Source organism: Cohnella ginsengisoli (assembly GCF_029525555.1).
GTDB classification, from domain to species: domain Bacteria; phylum Bacillota; class Bacilli; order Paenibacillales; family Paenibacillaceae; genus Cohnella; species Cohnella ginsengisoli.
Genome location: NZ_JAPDHZ010000008.1, coordinates 729,835 through 752,517, shown reverse-complemented (window position 1 = coordinate 752,517; position 22,683 = coordinate 729,835). Strand labels below are relative to the sequence as shown.

The window sequence follows — 22,683 nt, the reverse complement described above, 5'->3', positions numbered from 1 at the left end:
TCCACCTAAGCTTGCGGCTCAGGCTTCCTCAGGCTCCCACCTTATCCTGTACAGACCGTACCCGGAGTTCAATACAAGCTACAGTAAAGTTCCATGGGGACTTTCCGTCACGTCGCGGGTAACCTGCATCTTCACAGGTACTAAAATTTCACCGGATCTCTCGTTGAGACAGCGCCCAAGTCGTTACGCCATTCGTGCGGGTCAGAATTTACCTGACAAGGAATTTCGCTACCTTAGGACCGTTATAGTTACGGCCGCCGTTTACTGGGCTTCGGTTCACAGCTTCGGGTTGCCCCTAACCGCTCCCCTTAACCTTCCAGCACCGGGCAGGCGTCAGCCCGTATACTTCGCCTTACGGCTTCGCACAGACCTGTGTTTTTGCTAAACAGTCGCTTGGGCCTATTCACTGCGGCCCCCTGGGCTATTCACCCTACCGAGGCACCCCTTCTCCCGAAGTTACGGGTCATTTTGCCGAGTTCCTTAACGAGAGTTCTTCCGCGCGCCTTAGAATTCTCTTCTCGCCTACCTGTGTCGGTTTGCGGTACGGGCACCTTCTCCTGGCTAGAGGCTTTTCTCGGCAGCGTGAGCACGGAACCTTCGGTACTGTAATTTTCCCTCCCCATCACAGCTCAAGGTATTAGTGTGCGGATTTGCCTACACACACCCCTCACTGCTTGGACGAGCTATTCCATCAGCTCGCGTTCTTGCCCTCCTGCGTCCCCCCATCGCTCGTAACGGATTACGGTGGTACAGGAATTTCAACCTGTTGTCCTTCGACTACGCCTTCGGCCTCGCCTTAGGTCCCGACTTACCCTGAGCGGACGAACCTTCCTCAGGAACCCTTTAGGCTTTCGGCGGACAGGATTCTCACCTGTCTTTTCGTTACTCATACCGGCATTCTCACTTGAATGCAGTCCACCGGTCCTCTCGGTCCGACTTCAACCCGCATTCAACGCTCCCCTACCCAAGTACACAAAGTGTACATGCCATAGCTTCGGTGGTGTGTTTAGCCCCGTTACATTTTCGGCGCAGAGTCACTCGACCAGTGAGCTATTACGCACTCTTTAAATGGTGGCTGCTTCTAAGCCAACATCCTGGTTGTCTTCGCAACTCCACATCCTTTCCCACTTAACACACACTTGGGGACCTTAGCTGATGATCTGGGCTCTTTCCCTCTTGACGACGGATCTTAGCACTCGCCGTCTGACTCCCGAGCATACATCCATGGCATTCGGAGTTTGACTGGACTTGGTAACCCTTGGCGGGCCCCGCACCCAATCAGTGCTCTACCTCCATGATGCTAAATCTCGAGGCTAGCCCTAAAGCTATTTCGGGGAGAACCAGCTATCTCCGAGTTCGATTGGAATTTCTCCCCTACCCCCACGTCATCCCAGAGCTTTTCAACGCTCACGAGTTCGGGCCTCCAGTAAGTGTTACCTCACCTTCACCCTGCACAGGGGTAGATCACCCGGTTTCGGGTCTACGACTACGTACTAAAGCGCCCTATTCAGACTCGCTTTCGCTGCGGCTCCGTCTCTCCGACTTAACCTCGCACGTAAACGTAACTCGCCGGTTCATTCTACAAAAGGCACGCCATCACCCCTAGATCGGGCTCTGACTTCTTGTAAGCGCACGGTTTCAGGTTCTTTTTTCACTCCGCTCCCGCGGTGCTTTTCACCTTTCCCTCACGGTACTGCTTCACTATCGGTCGCCAGGGAGTATTTAGCCTTGGCAGATGGTCCTGCCGGATTCCCACGGGGTTTCTCGTGTCCCGCGGTACTCGGGATCCGTCTCGGAGGGGATAGACTTTCGGCTACAGGGCTTTTACCTTCTATGCCGGACCTTTCCAGATCTCTTCGCCTAACCTATCCCTTTGTAACTCCATGTGAGACGTCCCACAACCCCTGAGAGCAAGCTCTCAGGTTTGGGCTAATCCGCTTTCGCTCGCCGCTACTGACGGAATCACTCTTGTTTTCTTCTCCTCCAGGTACTTAGATGTTTCAGTTCCCTGGGTGTGCCTCCTTATGAGCTATGGATTCACTCATAGGTGACTGGGCATGACCCCAGCCGGGTTTCCCCATTCGGACATCCCCGGATCAAAGCCTGCTTACGGCTCCCCCGAGGCAATTTCGCTGTTCGCCGCGTCCTTCTTAGGCTCCTGGCGCCTAGGCATCCTCCGTGCGCCCTTAATAGCTTAACCTGTCGGCTAAACCACACAAGGCAATGCATGAGAATTTCTAATTTGCGCATTTTCGTTTCGCTATCCGGTTTTCAAGGTGCAAACGAGCGATCGAAGATCGTCTCGTCCGTGCCGCAAGAGGCAGCGTTTCGCTAGAAACGCGTTCGTGCGGTACGCACTGAAGGATTTCTCCTTCAAAACTGAACTCGAGCGTTAAAACCACGGACTTCGTATTGCCCCGAAGGGCTCCTTAGAAAGGAGGTGATCCAGCCGCACCTTCCGATACGGCTACCTTGTTACGACTTCACCCCAATCATCTACCCCACCTTCGACGGCTGGCTCCCTTGCGGGTTACCCCACCGGCTTCGGGTGTTGTAAACTCTCGTGGTGTGACGGGCGGTGTGTACAAGACCCGGGAACGTATTCACCGCGGCATGCTGATCCGCGATTACTAGCAATTCCGACTTCATGCAGGCGAGTTGCAGCCTGCAATCCGAACTGAGACCGGCTTTGGTAGGATTGGCTCCGGATCGCTCCTTCGCAGCCCGTTGTACCGGCCATTGTAGTACGTGTGTAGCCCAGGTCATAAGGGGCATGATGATTTGACGTCATCCCCGCCTTCCTCCGGTTTGTCACCGGCAGTCGATCTAGAGTGCCCACCCAAAGTGCTGGCAACTAAATCCAAGGGTTGCGCTCGTTGCGGGACTTAACCCAACATCTCACGACACGAGCTGACGACAACCATGCACCACCTGTCTCCTCTGTCCCGAAGGAAAGGTCTATCTCTAGACCGGTCAGAGGGATGTCAAGACCTGGTAAGGTTCTTCGCGTTGCTTCGAATTAAACCACATACTCCACTGCTTGTGCGGGTCCCCGTCAATTCCTTTGAGTTTCAGTCTTGCGACCGTACTCCCCAGGCGGAGTGCTTAATGTGTTAACTTCGGCACCGAGGGGTGGACCCCCCCCAACACCTAGCACTCATCGTTTACGGCGTGGACTACCAGGGTATCTAATCCTGTTTGCTCCCCACGCTTTCGCGCCTCAGCGTCAGTTACAGTCCAGAGAGCCGCCTTCGCCACTGGTGTTCCTCCACATCTCTACGCATTTCACCGCTACACGTGGAATTCCGCTCTCCTCTTCTGCACTCAAGTCTCCCAGTTTCCAGTGCATCACGGGGTTGAGCCCCGCACTTAGACACCAGACTTAAAAGACCGCCTGCGCGCGCTTTACGCCCAATAATTCCGGACAACGCTTGCCCCCTACGTATTACCGCGGCTGCTGGCACGTAGTTAGCCGGGGCTTTCTTCTCAGGTACCGTCATCGAATGTGCAGTTAACACATCCTTATTCTTCCCTGGCAACAGAGCTTTACGACCCGAAAGCCTTCCTCACTCACGCGGCGTTGCTCCATCAGGCTTGCGCCCATTGTGGAAGATTCCCTACTGCTGCCTCCCGTAGGAGTCTGGGCCGTGTCTCAGTCCCAGTGTGGCCGTTCACCCTCTCAGGTCGGCTACGCATCGTCGCCTTGGTGAGCCGTTACCCCACCAACTAGCTAATGCGCCGCAGGCCCATCCCAAAGCCACAGCTTGCACCGTGTTTCTCAACCCGGTCATGCGACCCAGTTGCCTATCCGGTCTTAGCATTCGTTTCCGAATGTTATCCCGGTCTTTGGGGCAGGTTGCCTACGTGTTACTCACCCGTCCGCCGCTAACCTCATCAGGAGCAAGCTCCATCAGAGATCCGCTCGACTTGCATGTATTAGGCACGCCGCCAGCGTTCGTCCTGAGCCAGGATCAAACTCTCCATAAAGGGTAGTTCGACTTGCTCATGATAAAGCTGGTATAACTTTTGCTTCCGCCCCGAAGGGCTTCAGCGTCCGTTTGTTTTAACGCTCGATGTTCAGTTTTCAAGGAGCAATCTCGTCTTCACTCTTGGCCTCTTGCTCGGCGGCCTCTCAGCGGCGACTTGAATAATATATCACAGGCGCCCAGACGATTGCAACACCTTTTTAAAAAGAATTTTAAAAAGGCGAATATCTCGCCTACATCGCTGATCGGAGGGGATCCATCGCTAGCGTAGATCCCCCCTTAAAACAGACTTTCCTCTATATAAAGGTTCCTGCAAGATCGGCGTCCACGACCATCCAGGCGGTCATTTCCTGTGCGAAGGGGATATCGTTCAAACGGTGCGCATGCATAGGCATACATGGGCGCATCCGTACACACGCTGGCTCGCACCGATTGTTGTTTCATCATCGCACATGCGTAACAACAAAATGAGCCGCCCGCCACTTGGCGACCGGCTCTTCTTCTATTCGAATTACTCCCCGCGCATATGCGGGAATAGCAGCACGTCGCGGATGGACGGCGCATCGGTCAACAGCATGATCAGGCGATCGATGCCGATGCCGAGACCGCCGGTCGGAGGCAAGCCGTACTCGAGCGCGCGGATAAAATCCTCGTCGAGATCCTGCGCCTCGTCGTTGCCCGCTTCCTTCTCCACCAGCTGCGCTTCGAAGCGCTGGCGCTGATCGATCGGATCGTTCAGCTCGGTGAATGCGTTGGCGTGCTCGCGGGCGACGATGAACAGCTCGAAACGATCCGTGAAGCGCGGGTCTTCGGCGTTCTTCTTCGCCAGCGGCGAGATTGCCACCGGGTGCCCCGTCACGAACGTAGGCTGAATCAGCGTGTGCTCGACAAACGTCTCGAAGAAGGCGTTCACGATATGACCGAACGTCATATGCGGCTCGACCGGTACCTTGTGCTCCTTCGCCAGGCGATGCGCTTCCTCGTCGCTCATGTCGACCGTGAAGTCGATGCCTACGGCCTTCTGGATCAACGAGGTCATGGACTCCCTGCGCCACGGCGCGGACAGGTTGACCTCCTGCCCTTGATAGACGATCTGCGTCGTGCCGAGCACTTCTTCGGCCAGATGAACGACCAGGTCCTCCGTCAGCTTCATGATGTCCTTGTAATCCGCGTAGGCTTCATACAGCTCGAGCATCGTGAACTCCGGGTTGTGGCGCGTCGACATGCCTTCGTTGCGATAGACGCGTCCGATCTCGTATACCTTCTCCAGGCCGCCCACGATGAGCCGCTTCAGGTGAAGTTCGATGGCGATCCGCATGTACAGCTGCATGTCCAGCGCATTGTGGTGCGTAATGAACGGCTTCGCGGCCGCACCGCCGGCAATGGCGTGCAGCGTCGGCGTCTCGACCTCGAGATAGCCGCGTCCGTCCAGATAACGCCGCATCGATTGGATGATGCGCGAGCGCGTGATGAACGTTTTTTGCACGTCCGGGCTGACGATCAGGTCTACGTACCGCTGGCGATAGCGCGTCTCCACGTCCTTCAGGCCATGGAACTTGTCCGGCAGCGGGAGCAGCGACTTGGTGAGCACGGTCAGCTCCGATACCTTGATGGAGGTCTCGCCGGTACGCGTCTTGAATACGGTGCCCTTGACGCCGATGACGTCGCCGATATCGAGAATGCCGAACGCCTTGTATTGATCCTCCGCTACGGAGTCCTGACGCACGTAGATCTGAATCTTGCCGGTCAGATCCTGGATATGCGCAAAGGAAGCCTTGCCCATCGAACGCTTCTGCATGATGCGTCCCGCTATGCTAACTTCCTCGGCGAGCTCGTCCAGCTCTTCGGTCGACTTGGCGTCGAGTCGCGCGAGAATATCGCCTGCGGCAGCCGTACGCTCGAACTTCGTGCCGAACGGATCGATGCCCAGCTTGCGAAGCTCGTCCAGCTTGCCTCGGCGGATCTGCAGCATCTCGCTGAGTTCGGCGGCGGTAGGTTCGGCGCTTGCCTGTTGATCTAAATCTTGACTCATGATGTACACCCTTTCCTAACTGATATCCGTCAGAACGCGGGCCACCCCTCTTTCGTTCAAAAAAAGCTTCCGCTGCCGGAAGCTTTTTCGCGCTCACAGATGGCCTTTTTAGCTGGCTTGGCACGAGGCCCCGCAGCGGATTACCTTTTGATATCTACGATCTTGTATTGAATAATGCCCGCGGGAACGCTGACTTCGACGGTCGTGCCCTTCGACTTGCCGATGATCGCGCGTCCGACTGGGCTCTCGTTGGAGATCTTGTTCTTCAGCGGGTCGGATTCGGCCGTGCCGACGATCGTATATTCAAGCGTCTCGTTGAACTCGAGGTCTTCGACGACGACGGTGGAGCCGATGCTCACGGTGTTGAGATCGATCTCGTCGTTGTTGATGATGCGAGCGTTGCGCAGCATCTTCTCGAGCGTGATGATGCGGCCTTCTATGAATGCCTGTTCGTTCTTGGCATCTTCATATTCCGAGTTTTCGCTGATGTCGCCGTAACCGATTGCAACCTTGATCCGCTCGGCTACCTCGCGGCGCTTGACGGACTTCAGGTTCTCCAGTTCCTCTTCGAGCTTCTTGAGCCCATCCGGGGTCAGAAGCACTTCCTTTTCGCTCATCTCACCGATCTCCTGTCGAAGATATGATATCCATGCCGGGCATGAAGGCTTGCTTGCGGAGGCTGCGCCGCGAACCGCGCGGCGGGACGCGCACCTTGAATACAGTTATATGGCGAATTGCCGCCGACATGACTGGGAATGTCCCGGCCAGCCGCGGCAATCTCGACCGTCTTGCGAATATTGCTTAGAATTATATTTCAACCCCTATTAAATGTCAATTAACAGGAATCGGGCTTAAATCAATGCACGACTGCGGTTCCGTCCTCGGTCTGCGCGGCGGCCTCGAGGTCGGCCAGCGACTCCACGTATTCGTCGAGCCTGCGCGCGACGTCGGCGCGGCGCGTCATTTCCATGATCTCGTTTTTGACGCGCGCGGCATCCGGCAGCCCCTTGAGGTACCAGGCTATATGTTTGCGCATCTCGCGTACCGCTTGCCCCTCGCCCTTGAGGTTGATCAAACGGTCCATATGCAGCATGGCGATTCGCATCTTCTCCCCGGGATCCGGGTCCGGGAGCTTTTCCCCCGTGGTCAGATAATGGACCGTGCGGTACAGCATCCACGGATTGCCCAGCGCGCCGCGGCCGATCATGACGCCGTCGACGCCCGTATGCGCAAGCATGCGCTCCGCGTCTTCAGGCGAGAAAACGTCCCCGTTCCCGATGACCGGGATGGAAACGGCCTCTTTGACGTCCTTTATGATATCCCAGTTCGCGACACCGGTATACAATTGTTCCCTGGTGCGTCCGTGCACGCTGACGGCCGCGCCGCCGGCGCGCTCGACGGCTCGCGCGTTTTCCACCGCGTAGATGTGCTCGTCGTCCCAGCCGATCCGCATCTTGACCGTCACCGGCTTCTCTGCGGCGTCCACCGCATACGAGACCATCTCGTAGATCTTGGCCGGATCGAGCAGCCACCTGGCGCCCGCGTCACACTTCGTGACCTTCGGCACGGGGCAGCCCATATTGATGTCGATAATGTCGGCGTTCGTGTTCTTGTCGACGAACTTGACCGCCTCGACGAGCGACTCCCGGTCGCCTCCGAAAATCTGCAGGCTAAGCGGCTTCTCCCGCTCGTCGACGAACAGCATCTCGAGCGTCCGCCGATTGCCGTGCAGAATCGCCTTGTCGCTGACCATCTCCGCGCACACGAGGCCGCAGCCGAACTCCTTGGCGATCAGCCGAAAAGCCGGGTTGCACACGCCTGCCATCGGCGCCAGGACCACGTTGTTATTCATCTCCACATTGCCGATCTTCAGCAAGTGATATCCCTCCTAGAGGCCGTGCGGCTTCAACCCGGAAGCCAAACGGCGAATGCCTTCCCTCTCAAGCGTATCCGGCCCGAGCTGCGCTTCCCAAGGGAAGGCTTCGCCGGACGCCCACACGTCCCGGAGCGGCGCAAGCACGAACGCCCGCTCCCCCATGCGGGGGTGCGGGAGCGTCAGCTCGTCCGTCTCGAACGTCTCGTCCTCGTACGACAGCAGGTCCAGGTCGATGACGCGCGGTCCCCAGCGGAACTCGCGGACCCGGCCCATCTCAAGCTCGAGCGCGAGCAACGCCCGCAGGAGCTCGAGCGGCGGCAGGCTCGTCAGGAGCGCCGCCGCCATATTCAAAAAATTCGGCTGGTCCGTATAGCCGACCGGATCGGTCTCATACACGCCGGACACGCGCTCCACCCGGATGCCGGGCGTCTCGTTCAAGCGGCGCAGCGCCTCCGCGAGAGACCGCTCCCGGTCGCCCAGATTGGCGCCGAGCGCCACATAAGCCAGCTTCATCATCGTTCAGTCCTTCTTATACCTGCGGGCGGCATGCCTGCTGCTTCGGTCATCTGGCGCGCGTGAGCTCCACCGTGACGCCGTCGAACGTGATGTCGAAGGGCGGATTCGGCTTCGTCACGCCTACCGTGACTTCATGGATTATAGTATACGTACCGAGTACCGCCGTTGCAATGCTCGCGGCCAGCTTCTCGATAAGCTTTACTGGCGGGCCTTCCACGATTTCCTTGACCAGGGCGTGGACCTCCGCGTAATTCACCGTATCGGCGACGTCGTCGCTCTCGGCCGCTCGGCTCAGATCGAGCTTCATATCCAGATCCACGCAGTACTTCTGGCCGAGTTTGTTCTCCTCCGGGAATACGCCGTGATATCCGAAAAAAAACCATGCGCTTCAGTTTCATCGTATCCATTCGTTCGTCGCTCCTTTACGGTCGCCCGTCTTAACGTTCAACCTGGCGGTACACGATCGCGTCCGTCATCGCCGCCACCCGCTTCATGGCGCGCACGTCATGCACGCGCACGATCTGGCAGCCCTGCGCGATGCCCAGCGACGTCGTCGCGCCCGTGCCTTCGACGACGTCGTCAGCCGGCAGGTCGAGCGTACGGCGAATGAATGTTTTGCGCGACGTCGCCAGCAGCACTGGATAGCCAAGCGCGTTCAACTCGCCGAGACGGCCCATCAGCTCCAGGTTATCCTCATAATCTTTGGCGAAGCCGATGCCCGGATCGAGCCAGATGCGATCGTCCGGGATGCCGGCCGCCCGGGCCAGCGCCACGCTCTCTTGCAAATCGGTCAGCACGTCAGGCAAGAATTCGCGGTAATCCCGCTGCTTGCGGTTATGCATTAAGATGATCGGCGCGTGGGCGCGAGCCGCCACCTGCGCCATCCGGGGATCGTGCTTGAGGCCCCAGATATCGTTCAAAAGGTGTGCGCCGGCTCCGAGCGCGAGCTCGGCCGTATCGGCTCTGTACGTGTCGACGCTGATCGGCAGCGGGACAGCCTTGCGGACCGCCTCGATGACCGGCAAAATCCGCCGCTGCTCTTCTTCGGCCGTCACGGGATCGTGCCCCGGACGCGTGGACTCGCCGCCGATGTCGATCAAGTCCGCGCCTTCTTCGGCCATCTCGATCGCGCGGCGAACGGCCGTCTCGACCGAATCGAATCGGCCGCCGTCGGAGAATGAGTCGGGCGTCACGTTCAGAATGCCCATGATCAACGTCCGCTCCCCGAGCGTAAGCTCGAGACCGTCGCGAAACCGGTAGCGTCTATGATAGATGACAGGATTCATGCTTCATCGCCTTTCTCCGCGGCCGTCCGGTAAGCCGTCATCAGCCTGCGGGTCCAGGGGCCCGGGGCTCCGGCAGCATCGGTCCCGGCGGAATTCGACGCGAGGCCGCCGCGAACGCTCGCTGGCTGCCCTTCGGGATCCTGCACGGCGACGATCGGCACGATCTCCTGGATCGAGTTGGTCACGAAGCATTCGTCCGCCCGCAGCAGGTCGTTCCAGGCGTACCCGTCTTCATAGCAAATGAGGCCGGCACGGCTAGCCAGCTCTAGCACGTAAGCCCGGGTCACGCCCGCGAGCGGCCCCGTATCGAGGGACGGCGTATAAAGCGCTCCGTCATGAACCCAGAATACGTTGCTCACCAGGCCTTCGACGATCTCGTCCCGCTCGTTCAGGAACACCCCTTCGGTGCTCGCCGAAGCGCCGCCGGCCCGAAGCTCCCGCTTTGCCGCGATATTGTTCATATAGTGAAACGACTTGAGCCGGAGCTCCCCGTTCTCTGGGCGCGTACGCCGCAAGCGGAGCAGCCGCAGCGTCTTGCCCGGCCGCGTCGAAGGATCGTCTGTCCCAAGCGGCTTGGCATAGACGATCTCGCGCGGCGCTTCATACTCGCCCGCAGGGAGACCGACTTCGCCGCTGCCCGCGGACACCGACCAGCGGATATAAGCGTCGCCAAGGCCGTTCGCCTCGAGCAGCCGCGTCACGCCGTCCGCCATCGCTTCCGGATCGGGCCGATAAGCGATGCCCAGCGCCGCGCAGCCCTCGGCTAGCCGCTCCGCATGCCTGCGCAGCAGCCATGGCCGACCGTCGTACGTGCGGAACGTCTCGAACAGGCCCATCCCATACAGGAAGCCGTGATCGTAGACTGAGATCACGGCTTCCCGGCTATCCGTCAATTGTCCGTCGAGCAGTAGCTTCATTGCCGCAAGCCCGACTTGTAATTCAGAAAATTCTGCAGCAGCGTGCGTCCATGGTCCGTCATGATCGACTCGGGGTGGAACTGCACGCCCTCGACGACGTATTCCTTGTGGCGCAGCGCCATAATCTCGCCGTCCGTCTCCGCGCTGATCTCCAAACAGTCGGGCAGCGTATCGCGCTTCACGATAAGCGAGTGGTAGCGCGTCGCCGTGAACGGCGAAGGCACGCCCTCGAAAATCGTGCGGCCGTCGTGCGACATCTCGCTCGTCTTGCCGTGCATGAGCTGCGGCGCGCGCACGACGTCGCCCCCCGAAGGCTTGTCCGATCGACTGATGCCCGAGGCAGACGCCGAAGATCGGAATCTCCCCCTTTGAAGCGATCGATCAGCGACAGGCTGATGCCCGCCTCGTTCGGCGTGCACGGTCCCGGCGAGATCAGGATGTGGTCGGGCTTAAGCGCCGCGATGCCGTCCAGATCGATCTCGTCGTTGCGCTTCACGACGATGTCCTGACCGAGCTCGCCTAAGTACTGCACCAGGTTATAAGTAAACGAATCGTAATTGTCGATGACCAGAATCATGTTATGCCCAGTCCCCCCTTCGCATCGGCTGCCGTCCCGTCCGGACTGAGCCGCTCCCCGTACTGTACGGCCTTCCAGAGCGCCTTGGCCTTGTTCAGGCATTCGTAGAACTCCCGCTCGGGATCGGAATCGATGACGATGCCGGCGCCGGCCTGAATATGGCAGAGGCCGTCCTTCGCCACCATCGTACGGATAACTATATTAAATTCCATATTTCCCGCGTAGTCAATCCATCCGATCGAGCCGGTATAGGCGCCTCTGCGCACGGGTTCGAGCTCCTCGATGATCTCCATCGTGCGGATCTTGGGCGCGCCGGTGATCGTGCCCCCCGGGAAACGAAGCCGCCAGCACGTCGAGGCTGTCCTTGCCCGGCGCGATCCGCCCTTCGACCTGCGACACGAGGTGCATCACGTGCGAATACCGTTCGATCGTAAGCAGCTCCGGCACGTGCACGGAGCCGTAGGCGGAGACGCGTCCCAGATCGTTGCGCGCCAGATCGACGAGCATAATGTGCTCCGCGCGCTCCTTCACGCTCGAGAGCAGCTCGTCCGCCATCGCGGCATCCTCCTCCGGCGTGCGCCCGCGCCTGCGCGTGCCGGCGATGGGCCGCATGCCGACGCGTTCGCCCTGACGCTTCACCAGCAGCTCCGGCGACGCCGACACGAGGCTGAAGCCGGGCAGCCGCAGCAAGCCCATATAGGGCGAAGGATTGATCAGACGAAGCCACTCGTAGAGCGCTTCGGGAGTCGCCGTCACGGGCATCGTCTGCCGGAGGGACAGGTTCACCTGGAAGACGTCGCCCTGACCGATATACTGCTGGATGCGGCGAACCGCGTCCTCGAACGCTTCTTTGGAAAAGGAGGTGCGCAGCCCCCCGCGCGAACGCTTCGACGTCAAGGGCCAGCCCCTCATCTGCCAGCAGCGCGCGCGCCGCCGCCAACGCCGATGCGGCTTCGGGCGCCTTGGCCGCCGCCACGAACCGGTCCCAATCCGCCTTCATGCGCGCCGCATGCGCACGCGCCGCCTCGTACGCGGCGGCAATCGCCGATTCGCTGCCAGCTTCGCCTGGATCCGCATGAACGGCGAGGTACAGCTCGCCCGCCTCGTGATCCACGATCCACAGCTCGTCGATCAGCAAAAACGCGTAATCCGGCAGGCCCAGCTCGTCTGCCGCCGTCTGCGGGAGCCGCTCCAGCGAGCGGGCGACGTCGTAGCTCCAGTAGCCGACGGCGCCGCCCGCGAACATCGGCAGCCCCGTATCTGAAGGCGCGCGGAAGCCGCGTATCGCCGCGCGCACGACCGAGATGGGATCGCCGCGCAGCCGCTCGATCCCCCCTCCTGCAACGCCGCCGCTGCAACGTCTTAGTTCGGCTTGGTCGCCACGCCCGACCAATACCGCGCTTGGCCGGATGCCGAGGAACGTATACCGGCCGCCTTTGCCGCTCTCGAGCACGAAGGCCTCTTCGCCCGCCGCCGCCCAGGCGCCGCGCCAGAGCGGAACGCGGTCCTCGCCTGCGGCCAACGCATGCTTTTCTATATAAGGCAGACGGTTGTATCCCTCGGCAGCCTCGCCGGCCTCCGACCGTTCGCCAAGCCAAGTCCGCCATTTTTCCAACGATATCCGCGCTTCCAACTCCGCATATCCCCCCTCGGAAGCTTTCTCGCCGGCAGCCGAACCGCGCCGCTTCCTATTATCTTCCCTAAAGTATACAAACAATCGCATGCCGAGGATAGACCGGCCGCGCTTGCGAGCGAGAAACTTTAACAACCTCCGAATCGTCTCTAAATATGGGTATTGAAGGATGCAGCATGAATAAGGAGATGAGGATGGCATGATCATGAAAAATAAAGTCCGGATGTCCGCGCTCGCCCTGCTGCTGGCGGCGGGTACCGCCGCGGCTCCCGGCGTTTCCTCAGCGCAGGCGGCGGCAGCCCCCAAGCCCATCAAACTGGTCGTCAACGGCAACGAGATCGCGGCCGGCGCCGCGGCGCCCTACCTCGACGCGAGCGACAGCGTCTATATCCCGCTGCGCATGGTCTCGCAGCTGCTCAAGTCTTACGTCGACTGGGACGGCGCCAAGAAGCTCGTCTCCGTCTATGCGCCCAACCGTACCGTGAAGCTGACGCTCGGCAGCAAGACGGCGCAGGTGAACGACAAGTCCGTCGCACTCAACGCAGCAGCCGTTATGAAGAACAATACCGTGTACGTGCCCGTCCGCTTCGTCGCGCAGTCGCTCGGCGCAAACGTGAAGTGGCAAGGCTACACGGTAACGATCGACGACGGCGATCCATACGCCGTCGGCTTCGCGGTGACGATGATCCCGTCCATGTTCTGGCTTGACAAGAAGACCGGCGACCTGTACCAATCCGAGCCGTCCAACAGTCCGGCCGTAAAGACCGGCAAGCTTGATTTTAAGCAACAGGAGTTATTAAGCCTCTCTGTCGACAAGCTCGGTACCGGTGGCTTCGTCGTGACAGTGTCCGATATCTACGGCGAACCCCATATCAACGCCAACTACACGACCGCATACGTGAAGAACAAGAAGCTCCTCGATCAGGCCACGGTTCATTATTGGCAGCGCATGACGCCGAACGTGACTACCCTTGGCAACCAAGCGGTGCTGATGGACGGCAAGACGCTTCGAATTCTTAACGCGGACGGCAGTACGGACAAGACCTATGACCTGACGAAGCTGGGCGGGCTGGACGAAGTCTACGGCGTGGAGGGCATCGGCGCGAACTATTTGCTCATTCGGCCGAACACGACCGGCTTGCTCACCCTGGTCGATCCGGAGACGGGCAAAAAGAAGGCGCTCTACGAGCTGCTCGATCCGGCGGATCAGGAATATGCCAAGCTGAACGACGTTCCCTACCATGGCGACACGTTCATGGTTGGCGGCGAGCACGACGGCGTCATCGACCTCCTATACACCAGCGTAAAGGATGGCAAGCAGAAGACCCTTACGGTTAAAATTAAAGACTGGCTATAAATAGCGGTTCACCGGTTGCCTGTTACGCTCGAATGCCCCGCCACCCGCTGGGTTTGTTACTTTTCAAACGATAACGGGTATGTGTCGGCAGAAGGATTCGAAGGAGCGCAGGCCTCATGAGCGAGCGGGAAGGCAGCCCGGAAAAAAGACCCGTCGTCGCTTTGACGGGCGCAAGCGGATATATCGGCCGCAATTTGCTCCAACGGTTGACGCCATTCGCGGACGTGATCGCGCTATCCCGAGGCGGCGGGGAAGGTCGGGAGACAGAGCCGCATACGAGCTGGCGCTCGTGCGACCTGTTCTCTTTGATCGACGCGGAACGGGGATTGGCGGGGGCGGACTATGCGGTGTACCTGGTCCATTCCATGCTCCCGTCGGCCAAGCTGACGCAAGCCCGGTTCGAAGACATGGACGTGCTGCTCGCCGACCACTTCGCCCGCGCCGCCAGCAGAAACGGCGTTCGCCAGATTGTCTACCTAAGCGGCATCATCCCGCCGGATGTGCCGCCTAGCGAGCTGTCCCGCCATCTGCGGAGCCGGCTGGAAGTCGAAAAGGTGCTCGCTTCGTACGGCGTGCCGGTGACGACGCTGCGGGCCGGCCTGATCGTCGGACCCGAAGGCTCTTCTTTTCCCATCCTGCTGAAGCTCGTGCGCCGACTGCCCTTCATGATCCTCCCCAAGTGGACGCGTACCCGCACGCATGCGATCGCCCTGCCCGAAGTGCTGGACGCTTTGACGGCGACGATCGGACGGACCGACCTGTACCGTCGCGCGATCGATATCGGCGGACCCGATGTCATGACCTACAAGCAGATGCTCGGCCAAACGGCGGAGGCGCTAGGGAAGAAGCGGCTCTTTATTCCCTTTCCTGCCTTCTCCGTGTATCTGTCGCGTCTGTGGCTCGCGCTCATTACCGGGACGCCCAAAGAGATGGCCTACCCCTTGATCGAGAGTTTGGTTCATCCTATGGTTGCAAGGAATGAGAGCCGGGAAAGCGGGATCGGAGAGGGCGTCATTACGTTTCGCCGGGCGGCGGAAGACGCGATTCGGGAAGAGCGTGAAAGGCAGCTTGGGAAGGATCGCCCAACGGGGAGGCAAAAACGTAAGCCTGGAAAGGTTGAGCGCGCCGCCAAATCGGACGTCCGCTCCGTACAGCGCGTCAGGCTGCCCGCCGGGATGGACGGCGATGCTGCGGCCAAGTCGTACCTCAGCTGGCTGAATCGGGCGGCCGGACCGCTGATCAAGGTGGTGCACGACAAGAAGGATATTTATCGGATCCGCATTGCGGGACGAAAGGCGCCCTTGCTGGAGCTCACGTACGCCGAAGAGCGGAGCTCGCCGACCCGGGCATTGTATTACATTACGGGCGGCTCCTTTTCCAGCCGGAAGGAGACGCATCGCGGACGCTTGGAGTTTTTGCAGGTTCCGGACTCCGACGAATGCATCATCGCCATCCACGATTACTTGCCGGCGCTGCCATGGTTCCTCTACAAGTATACGCAGGCCAAGATCCATTTGTGGGTCATGTACGCGTTCAAGCGTTACTTGAAGAAACGAATTCGGTAGGCTCGCGCGAGATATTCTTAGGTCCGTGCGCCCGCATAGCCGCCTTCGCCCGCGCCTATACTACGGTGGATTATGCCGGCGTAGATGGCGCCGGCCAAAGGAGGACGACGCGATGGCAGAACGAGCGGTGCTCGCTTATTTCAACACGCCGGACCAAGCCAGGCAGGCGCTGGAGGGGCTAAAGTCTTTGCGTTTGATCGAGCATGGGATCGACCGGTTCGACGGGTATCCGGGCGCCGGTATGGAGCATCTCGACCAGCTGGGCAATACGATCGCAGGTACGTTTCGCGGGCTCGGATTCATCACGCTGGGCGGGGACTTCGACAACCCCGACGCAGCCGTGCTGGCCGCGGCCAGCGTCAGCGCCAGCGGGATGAGCTCGGGCGGGCCGGACAACCGGGTGACCGGGCGGGATATTCTGCTGACGGCCATCGTCGACGACGAAGACTACGACCAAGCGGTGGAGATCTGCCGGCAAGCCGGCGCGCTATAGACGCAAACGGAGGGCCGAGGCCCTCCGTTTTTGCGTTCCTCGGCCCAACGCAAAAATCCGGCCGCCCCAAAGGACGGCCGGATCGTCGGCCAACTTTATCAGTTGTCGAAGTTGAACAGCGGCGTGCTCAGGTAGCGCTCGCCGTTGGACGGAACGACCGCGACGACGCGCTTGCCGGCGCCGAGCTCCTTCGCCACTTGCAGCGCCGCGAAGATCGCCGCGCCGGAGGAAATGCCGCACAGGATGCCTTCCTTCTTGGCGGCGGTGCGCGCCCACTCGAACGCGTCTTCATTTTCGACGGCGATGATCTGGTCGTAGATCTCGCGATCCAGAATCTCAGGCACGAAGTTCGCGCCGATGCCTTGGATCTTGTGAGGGCCGGCCTTGCCGCTCGACAGCAGCGGAGACGCCGCAGGCTCGACGGCGACGATCTTGACGCCCGGGAAGTTGTCCTTCAGCACCTTGCCGGCGCCGGAGATCGTGCCGCCCGTGCCGATGCCCGCCACGAACGCGTCCAGCTTGCCGTCAAGGGAGTTGATCGCTTCGACGATCTCGGGACCCGTCGTCTCGAGGTGGATCTTCAGGTTCGCCTTGTTCTTGAACTGGTCGGCGAGGAAGTAGTCCGGGTTCTCCTTGAGGAGCTCTTCGGCCTTCTTGACGGCGCCGTTCATGCCTTCGGAACCCGGCGTCAGCACCAGCTCTGCGCCGTAGGCGCGAAGCAGGTTGCGGCGCTCGAGGCTCATCGTCTCGGGCATGACGATGACCGCACGGTAGCCCTTCGCCGCAGCGACGAGCGCGAGGCCGATGCCGGTGTTGCCGCTGGTCGCTTCGACGATCGTGCCGCCCGGCTTCAGCTTGCCTTCTTTTTCGGCTTCTTCGACGATGCTGATGGCGATCCGATCCTTGACGCTAGCGCCCGGATTCTGATATTCGACCTTGACGTAAACCTCCGCGCTGCCCTCGGGTACGATGCGGTTCAGACGGACGAGCGGCGTATCCCCGATCAGGTCCGTGATATTCTGCACGATTTTTGCCATGTCGAATGATTCCTCCTTGGATAATGGCGGACGGCCTCGTCCATTCCCGTATTTCCGACAATTTCAGTCGGCTTTTATCTTTTCTCATCTTATCAACGTTGCACATGAATGTCAATAGAAGGATAATTCCGTACGGCTAAATCCGTGCGCCTAAACGCGCGCCTAAAATTGAAGCGCCCCATCCAGCACTTTGGCTCCGTACTTGTCCAGCAGCGACTGCTCGACCTCGGACAGCGGCGGCGCCACCGACAGTGCGTATTCGCGCTTCGCCTCTTCCCGCACCGCCTGCGCATCCTGCTCGCCCGCGCCTCGCCGGCCCGCGACGAGCACGACTTCGTAGCCGGCGTCCGTGCGGATCGGCCCTGCGGCTTCCCCCGATCTCCAGCTTCGCGGCCGCCGCCAACAGCTCAGGCGCGATGAACGGATCGTCGGCCTCTACCCAGCCCAGATTGCCGCCGTCAGAGGCCGTATCCGCATCCTGCGAGTTCGCGGCGGCCAGCTCCGCGAAGTCCTCTCCTTGCTGCAGCAGGTCCACCAGATGCTCGGCGTCCTTCTGCCGGCCCACGACGATATGGGAGAGCTTCAGCTCCTCCTTCGGCGCGAATGCCTCCGGATGATCGCTCATATACTGGTCCACGTCCGCTTCCGTCACCTGAATGCCGCGGACCGCGAGCGCTTCAAGCTGCAATTTATAAAGGATATCTTCGCGCACGTCCTCGCGCGACATGCCAAGCTGCTGCTTCCTGGCATCATAGAAAGCTTCAAGACTCTCATAGCCTTCGCTCGCCTTGCGAAGCTCCTGATCCACCGCGTCCTCCTTAATCGAGATGCCCGCGGATTGCGCTTCCTTCTGGACGGCCACGCGAAGCATCATCATCCGCACCGTTTGCTCTCCGTACGAATTCAGCAGCGCGTCCAGCAGCTGCCGGCGCGTGATGCGCGTCTCCCCCTACGATCGCCACGGTGTCGCCCGCTCCTCCCGGAGCTCCCGTCATCGAACCCGATGGGATCGGCTCGGTGCCGGGCGGCTCCGCCGTGTGCGCCGGCTTGGCCGTACAACCGGCCTCGGCAGCCAGCGCCCACGTCAGGGCAAGCAGAACGATCGGCTTCCCCAGCCGTTTCGTCTGCCACATGGCCGTATCCCTCCCTCTGCCATATTAAGAAGACGCGCGTTCCAGAATCTCGCGGAGCTGCTCGCCGTCGAATAAATAAGATTCATTGCAGAAATGACACTCGACCTGGGCCTGGCCATCTTCGTCGATGAGCTTGCGCAGGTCGGCTTCGCCCATGCTGATGAGCGTGCGCTCTACGCGCTCGCGCGAGCAGCCGCAGACGAACTTGGGCTCAATCGTGTCATGAATCGTCAGATCGTCGCCGACGAGGAACTTCAAGATTCCTTCGGCCGTCTCGCCTTGATCAAGTAGTGCGGTGACGTGCGGCATCGCCGAAACGGCTTGCTCAAGACGCGATAGCTGCTCGTCAGTAATGTTCGGCAGCACCTGGATGACGAATCCGCCCGCATGCAGCACGGCGTTGTCGGTATCGACGAGGACGCCCAGCCCGACGGCGGAAGGCGTCTGCTCGGATGCCGCGAAGTAATACGTAAAGTCCTCGGCCAGCTCGCCCGAGATGAGGGGCACGCTGCCGCGGTAAGGCTCCTTAAGACCAAGATCCTTGGTCACGTTGAGGAAGCCCGTCTTGCCCACCGCACCCGATACGTCCAGCTTGCCCAGGCTATTGCTGGGCAGATGCGTATGCGGATAGTCGACGTAGCCCTTGACTTCGCCTGCGGCGTTGGCGTCGACGACGATCTGGCCGATCGGTCCGTCGCCCTTCACCTGCACGGTGAGCTTCTCGTCTCCCTTGAGCATGAAGCCCATCATGGCCGCCGCCGTCGCGGTCCGGCCGAGCGCGGCCGAAGCCGTCGGAAACGTGTCGTGCCTCCGTTGGAGCTCGCGCACGAGCTCGGTCGTCTTCGCGCCGAAGACGCGCACGGCGCCGCCCCACGCGGTGCCTCTAATCAGTTCGTCCGTCACTTCATCCGCTCCTTTGCCTCTGTTGTCGCAGGCCGGCTCGTCCGCCCGCGAGAACGGGCGACCGATGGCCGGGATTCCTATAGATTGCGTTCGTAGATGATTCTTAATCCTTCCAGCGTCAGCATCGAATCGACCGCCTCGATCGTCTCCGACTCGCCGGCGATCAGCTCTGCGAGACCGCCCGTCGCGATGACGCGCGGCGTGCAGCGCTGCTCGGCGCAGATGCGCTTCACGATGCCGTCCACCTGGCCGGCGTAGCCGTAGATCGCGCCGGATTGGATCGCGGCGACCGTGTTGCGGCCGACGACCGCCCGCGGCTTGGCCAGCTCGACGCGCGGCAGCCTGGCGGCGCGTTGGTACAGCGCTTCGGCCGAGATGCCGATGCCCGGCACGATGACCCCGCCGAGATAAGCGCCCGCCTCGTCGATATAATCGAAGGTCGTCGCCGTGCCGAAGTCTACGACGACCAGCGGCGCGCCGTAGTGTTCGATGCCGGCGACCGCGTTAACGATCCGGTCGGCGCCGACTTCCTTCGGATTTTCGTACCGGATGTTGAGACCCGTCTTGATGCCCGGTCCGACGACCAGCGCCTCGCGGCCGGCATACTTGGCGAACAGCCGCTCGAGCGTAGGCATGAGCGGCGGCACGACGCACGAGACGATGACGCCGTCGATCTCGGCGGCCTGGACGCCCGCGATGCTGAACAGGTTGGTCAGCATGATCCCGTACTCGTCGACCGTCGCCGAGCGGTTCGTGCTGAGCCGCCAATGATGGAGAAGCTCCGACCCCTCGTACAAGCCGAGCACGATGTTGGTGTTCCCGACGTCGACGACCAGAATCAAGAGACTTCCCCCTTCTTGACTTCGTTCAGGTCAAGGCTGATGTCCAGCGCGTTGAACGAATGGGTGAGCGCGCCGACGCTGATCACGTCTACGCCGGATGCCGCCACCTCGCGCACCCGCTCCGGACGAATGCCGCCGGACGCTTCCAATACGATATGGGGCGCGATGCCGCGCAGCTCGACTGCGGCCGCCTTCATTTGCCCGGGCGACATATTGTCGAACATGACGACGTTCGCGCCGGCGCGCGCCGCCTCGATCGCTTGCTCGAGCGACTCCGCCTCCACCTCGATCATCATCGTGTGCGGGATGCGAGACTTCGCCGACGCGACGGCCTCCGAGATGCCGCCGGCCGCCTTAATATGATTATCTTTGATCATGACCGCATCGTACAAGCCGAAGCGGTGATTGCTCGCGCCGCCGATGCGGACCGCGTACTTCTCCAGCGTGCGGTGGCCCGGCGTCGTCTTGCGCGTATCGGCGATCCGCGCCGGATAGCCTTCGGCCGCGTCCACGTAGACGCGGGTCTTGGTGGCGATGCCGGACAGCCGCTGCAGCAGGTTCAGCGCGAGGCGCTCGCCGGTCAGGATGCTGTGCGTGGCGCCCTCGACGACCGCGAGCACGGTGCCGCGCTCGACGCGGTCCCCGTCATGCGCCCGCGAATCGATCGCAAGCGACGGATCGATCACGCCGAAGACGAGGCGCATGAGCGGCATGCCCGCCAGCACGCCCGCCTCCTTGGCGTGGATAATGCCCTTCGAGCGGTGGCCCGCCGGCACCGTCGACATCGTGCTGACGTCCCCGCTGCCGATATCCTCGGCCAGCCAGGCCCTCAGCTGCGCCTTGACGGCGTCGACCGCGGGTCCCGCGATCTCCCAGTCTTTTTCCGATTCAAACATCGCCTATGAACTCCTCTCCGATGCCCCGTTCCCTGTGCATCAGCGTATGCTTGCGCCAGAACAGATCGTCCTTGTCCGGGAAGTCCTCCCGGTAGTGCGCCCCGCGGCTCTCTTCGCGCATGAGGGCGGCCTCCATCATCAACGTCGCGCAGGTGAGCAGGTTCGCGTATTCGAACTCCTCGCGCGTCGTCATCTCCGTCTGGTACAGCGGCGCCTGGCGTCGCAGCTCCTCGAGCCCCTTGGTCAAGCCGTGGGCCTCCCGCCTGAGACCGGCGAAGCGTACCATCAGCTTCTGAAGCTTCAGGCGGCGCTCCGCCATCTTGCCCGCAGGCGCGCCGATCCGCTCGGAGGCATATCCGGTATGCGCTTCGCGCGCAAGCGGCTCGAGCGAGCGAACCCGCTCGACGATGCGGCGGCCGAAGACGATCGCCTCGGACAGCGAGTTGCTCGCCAGCCGGTTCGCGCCGTGCACGCCCGTCGACGATACTTCGCCGCAGGCGAACAGCCGGGGGATGCTCGATTCGCCGTTCATGTCCGTGCGGACGCCTCCCATCATATAATGGGCAGCCGGCGCCACCGGAATCCAGTCCGTCGTCATGTCGAGGCCGTAATTCAGGCAAAATTCGTAAATATTCGGAAACCGGTGCTTGATCAGGTCCGGCGTCTCATGCGTAATGTCGATATAAACGTAAGTCGACTTGGTCAGCTCCATCTCGCTTACGATCGCCCGGGCTACGATGTCGCGGGGCGCTAATTCGAGCTGCGGATGGTACTTATCCATGAAGCGCTCGCCGCGAATGTTGCGAAGGACGGCGCCTTCCCCGCGTACCGCCTCCGAGATCAGAAAGCGCGGCGCGCCGGGATAGCAAAGAGAAGTCGGGTGGAACTGATTGAACTCCATGTCGCGAATGACCGCGCCTGCACGGTAAGCCATCGCGATGCCGTCGCCCGTCGCCACCTCCGGATTCGTCGTGTAGCGGTACAGCTGCCCGGTACCGCCGGAGCAGAGTACGGTGGCCGCCCCCCCGCACGATGACGCGAGAGCCGTCCGGCTTCTGCACGAGCGCGCCGACGCATTCGCCCTCCTCGGTAAGAAGGTCGAGCACGAAGTGGTCGTCCCACACTTCGATATTCGGCACGCTTTGCACTTTCTCCGCCAGCGCGCGCACGATCTCGTAGCCCGTGGCGTCGCCGTTGGCGTGGAGGATGCGGCGCTGGCTATGCGCGCCTTCCTTGGTCAGGGCGAGATGTCCGTCTTCCTCGTCGAAGTGCGTGCCGTACTGAATCAGCGCTTGCACGCAGTCTGGCCCCTCGTGCACGAGCACGTCCACGGCCTGTGGGTCGCATAGCCCCGCGCCCGCGATCAACGTATCCTGGCGGTGGAACTCCGGCGAATCGTCCTCCGAGATGACGGCCGCGATGCCGCCCTGCGCGTAACGCGTGTTGCTGTCGAACAGCGACTTTTTCGTGATCATGAGCACGCGGCGGTCTTTGGCCGCTTGAAGCGCCGTGAACAGGCCCGCGATCCCCGCTCCGATAATGATCATATCCGTCTGTACGGTATCTAGCTCCGCCGGAGCGAAATCGACGATATAACGTGGTATCATGGCCCTCTGCGACTCCCCGCCTGAAGT

At 61.0% G+C, this 22,683-nt stretch carries 17 protein-coding genes, 2 rRNA genes and 4 pseudogenes; 3 read left to right on the top strand and 20 right to left on the bottom strand.

Features of this window, described 5'->3' with window-relative positions; genetic code table 11:
- The 13 genes and pseudogenes from OMP38_RS34335 to OMP38_RS36570 form a co-directional block, all read right to left on the bottom strand.
- Positions 1–2,200 (bottom strand): 23S ribosomal RNA (locus tag OMP38_RS34335); the annotation flags it as partial.
- A gap of 233 nt (positions 2,201–2,433) precedes the next feature.
- Positions 2,434–3,987 (bottom strand): 16S ribosomal RNA (locus tag OMP38_RS34330).
- 510 nt (positions 3,988–4,497) lie between these two features.
- The gene (gene lysS, locus OMP38_RS34325; protein ID WP_277569008.1) at positions 4,498–6,018 is read right to left on the bottom strand and encodes a lysine--tRNA ligase; all 1,521 of its coding nucleotides are present in this window, start codon (positions 6,016–6,018) and stop codon (positions 4,498–4,500) included.
- Positions 6,019–6,158: 140 nt separating this feature from the next.
- Entirely contained in the window at positions 6,159–6,635 is a 477-nt protein-coding gene (greA, locus tag OMP38_RS34320) for a transcription elongation factor GreA (RefSeq protein WP_090117794.1), read from the bottom strand.
- 239 nt (positions 6,636–6,874) lie between these two features.
- Positions 6,875–7,894, bottom strand: coding sequence for a tRNA dihydrouridine synthase DusB (gene dusB / locus OMP38_RS34315; RefSeq protein WP_277569007.1), 1,020 nt, complete (start codon positions 7,892–7,894; stop codon positions 6,875–6,877).
- Positions 7,895–7,906: 12 nt separating this feature from the next.
- Positions 7,907–8,410 (bottom strand): 2-amino-4-hydroxy-6-hydroxymethyldihydropteridine diphosphokinase, encoded by a 504-nt coding sequence (gene folK, locus OMP38_RS34310; protein ID WP_420869800.1) that lies wholly within the window; start codon positions 8,408–8,410, stop codon positions 7,907–7,909.
- A gap of 46 nt (positions 8,411–8,456) precedes the next feature.
- Positions 8,457–8,817: pseudogene (folB, locus tag OMP38_RS34305) on the bottom strand (dihydroneopterin aldolase).
- Between the two features lie 30 nt (positions 8,818–8,847).
- Positions 8,848–9,696, bottom strand: coding sequence for a dihydropteroate synthase (gene folP, locus OMP38_RS34300; protein ID WP_277569006.1), 849 nt, complete (start codon positions 9,694–9,696; stop codon positions 8,848–8,850).
- Positions 9,693–10,613 (bottom strand): aminotransferase class IV, encoded by a 921-nt coding sequence (locus OMP38_RS34295; RefSeq protein WP_277569005.1) that lies wholly within the window; start codon positions 10,611–10,613, stop codon positions 9,693–9,695. Before OMP38_RS34295 ends, folP begins: the two co-directional genes overlap by 4 nt.
- Positions 10,610–11,190: pseudogene (pabA, locus tag OMP38_RS34290) on the bottom strand (aminodeoxychorismate/anthranilate synthase component II). The gene OMP38_RS34295 and the pseudogene pabA overlap by 4 nt, the downstream one beginning before the upstream one ends.
- Positions 11,187–11,510 (bottom strand): chorismate-binding protein, encoded by a 324-nt coding sequence (locus tag OMP38_RS36580; protein ID WP_420869812.1) that lies wholly within the window; start codon positions 11,508–11,510, stop codon positions 11,187–11,189. Before OMP38_RS36580 ends, pabA begins: the two are co-directional and overlap by 4 nt.
- A complete protein-coding gene (locus tag OMP38_RS36575) occupies positions 11,416–12,087 on the bottom strand; it encodes an anthranilate synthase component I family protein (protein WP_420869798.1) in 672 nt (223 codons plus the stop codon). The genes OMP38_RS36580 and OMP38_RS36575 overlap by 95 nt, the downstream gene beginning before the upstream one ends.
- A gap of 247 nt (positions 12,088–12,334) precedes the next feature.
- Positions 12,335–12,913 (bottom strand): annotated as a pseudogene (locus tag OMP38_RS36570) (hypothetical protein); the annotation flags it as partial.
- 115 nt (positions 12,914–13,028) lie between these two features.
- Between OMP38_RS36570 and OMP38_RS34280 the strand changes: the two are divergent.
- The 3 genes from OMP38_RS34280 (at position 13,029) to OMP38_RS34270 (ending at position 16,238) form a co-directional block, all read left to right on the top strand.
- Positions 13,029–14,180, top strand: coding sequence for a copper amine oxidase N-terminal domain-containing protein (locus OMP38_RS34280; RefSeq protein WP_277569004.1), 1,152 nt, complete (start codon positions 13,029–13,031; stop codon positions 14,178–14,180).
- A gap of 116 nt (positions 14,181–14,296) precedes the next feature.
- On the top strand, positions 14,297–15,745 hold the full coding sequence (locus tag OMP38_RS34275) for an NAD-dependent epimerase/dehydratase family protein (RefSeq protein ID WP_277569003.1): 1,449 nt from the start codon (positions 14,297–14,299) through the stop codon (positions 15,743–15,745).
- Between the two features lie 112 nt (positions 15,746–15,857).
- Positions 15,858–16,238 (top strand): hypothetical protein, encoded by a 381-nt coding sequence (locus OMP38_RS34270; protein ID WP_277569002.1) that lies wholly within the window; start codon positions 15,858–15,860, stop codon positions 16,236–16,238.
- Positions 16,239–16,336: 98 nt separating this feature from the next.
- On the opposite strand, the gene cysK is transcribed toward OMP38_RS34270, so the two are convergent.
- The 7 genes and pseudogenes from cysK to nadB form a co-directional block, all read right to left on the bottom strand.
- On the bottom strand, positions 16,337–17,275 hold the full coding sequence (gene cysK, locus OMP38_RS34265) for a cysteine synthase A (protein WP_090117803.1): 939 nt from the start codon (positions 17,273–17,275) through the stop codon (positions 16,337–16,339).
- Between the two features lie 136 nt (positions 17,276–17,411).
- Positions 17,412–18,152, bottom strand: a complete 741-nt coding sequence (locus OMP38_RS34260) for a peptidylprolyl isomerase (protein WP_277569039.1) — start codon at positions 18,150–18,152, stop codon at positions 17,412–17,414.
- On the bottom strand, positions 18,094–18,408 hold the full coding sequence (locus OMP38_RS34255) for a hypothetical protein (protein WP_277569001.1): 315 nt from the start codon (positions 18,406–18,408) through the stop codon (positions 18,094–18,096). Before OMP38_RS34255 ends, OMP38_RS34260 begins: the two co-directional genes overlap by 59 nt.
- A gap of 24 nt (positions 18,409–18,432) precedes the next feature.
- Entirely contained in the window at positions 18,433–19,311 is an 879-nt protein-coding gene (hslO, locus tag OMP38_RS34250; RefSeq protein WP_277569000.1) for an Hsp33 family molecular chaperone HslO, read from the bottom strand.
- Positions 19,312–19,388: 77 nt separating this feature from the next.
- Positions 19,389–20,153: a type III pantothenate kinase gene (locus OMP38_RS34245; protein WP_277568999.1), complete on the bottom strand. Its 765-nt coding sequence runs from the start codon at positions 20,151–20,153 to the stop codon at positions 19,389–19,391.
- Complete coding sequence (gene nadC / locus OMP38_RS34240) at positions 20,150–21,049, bottom strand: carboxylating nicotinate-nucleotide diphosphorylase (protein ID WP_277568998.1); 900 nt, start codon at positions 21,047–21,049, stop codon at positions 20,150–20,152. The genes OMP38_RS34245 and nadC overlap by 4 nt, the downstream gene beginning before the upstream one ends.
- Positions 21,042–22,656: pseudogene (gene nadB, locus OMP38_RS34235) on the bottom strand (L-aspartate oxidase). The gene nadC and the pseudogene nadB overlap by 8 nt, the downstream one beginning before the upstream one ends.
- Positions 22,657–22,683: the final 27 nt, after the last annotated feature.

Coding starts and splice junctions, on each gene's coding strand:
- cysK (WP_090117803.1), bottom strand. CDS start 17,275: ATGGCAAAAATCGTGCAGAATATCACGGACCTGATCGGGGATACGCCG.
- folK (WP_420869800.1), bottom strand. CDS start 8,410: ATGATGAAGCTGGCTTATGTGGCGCTCGGCGCCAATCTGGGCGACCGG.
- OMP38_RS34270 (WP_277569002.1), top strand. CDS start 15,858: ATGGCAGAACGAGCGGTGCTCGCTTATTTCAACACGCCGGACCAAGCC.
- OMP38_RS34275 (WP_277569003.1), top strand. CDS start 14,297: ATGAGCGAGCGGGAAGGCAGCCCGGAAAAAAGACCCGTCGTCGCTTTG.
- greA (WP_090117794.1), bottom strand. CDS start 6,635: ATGAGCGAAAAGGAAGTGCTTCTGACCCCGGATGGGCTCAAGAAGCTC.
- OMP38_RS34260 (WP_277569039.1), bottom strand. CDS start 18,152: ATGATGATGCTTCGCGTGGCCGTCCAGAAGGAAGCGCAATCCGCGGGC.
- folP (WP_277569006.1), bottom strand. CDS start 9,696: ATGAATCCTGTCATCTATCATAGACGCTACCGGTTTCGCGACGGTCTC.
- OMP38_RS34255 (WP_277569001.1), bottom strand. CDS start 18,408: ATGTGGCAGACGAAACGGCTGGGGAAGCCGATCGTTCTGCTTGCCCTG.
- nadC (WP_277568998.1), bottom strand. CDS start 21,049: ATGTTTGAATCGGAAAAAGACTGGGAGATCGCGGGACCCGCGGTCGAC.
- OMP38_RS34280 (WP_277569004.1), top strand. CDS start 13,029: ATGAAAAATAAAGTCCGGATGTCCGCGCTCGCCCTGCTGCTGGCGGCG.
- OMP38_RS34295 (WP_277569005.1), bottom strand. CDS start 10,613: ATGAAGCTACTGCTCGACGGACAATTGACGGATAGCCGGGAAGCCGTG.
- lysS (WP_277569008.1), bottom strand. CDS start 6,018: ATGAGTCAAGATTTAGATCAACAGGCAAGCGCCGAACCTACCGCCGCC.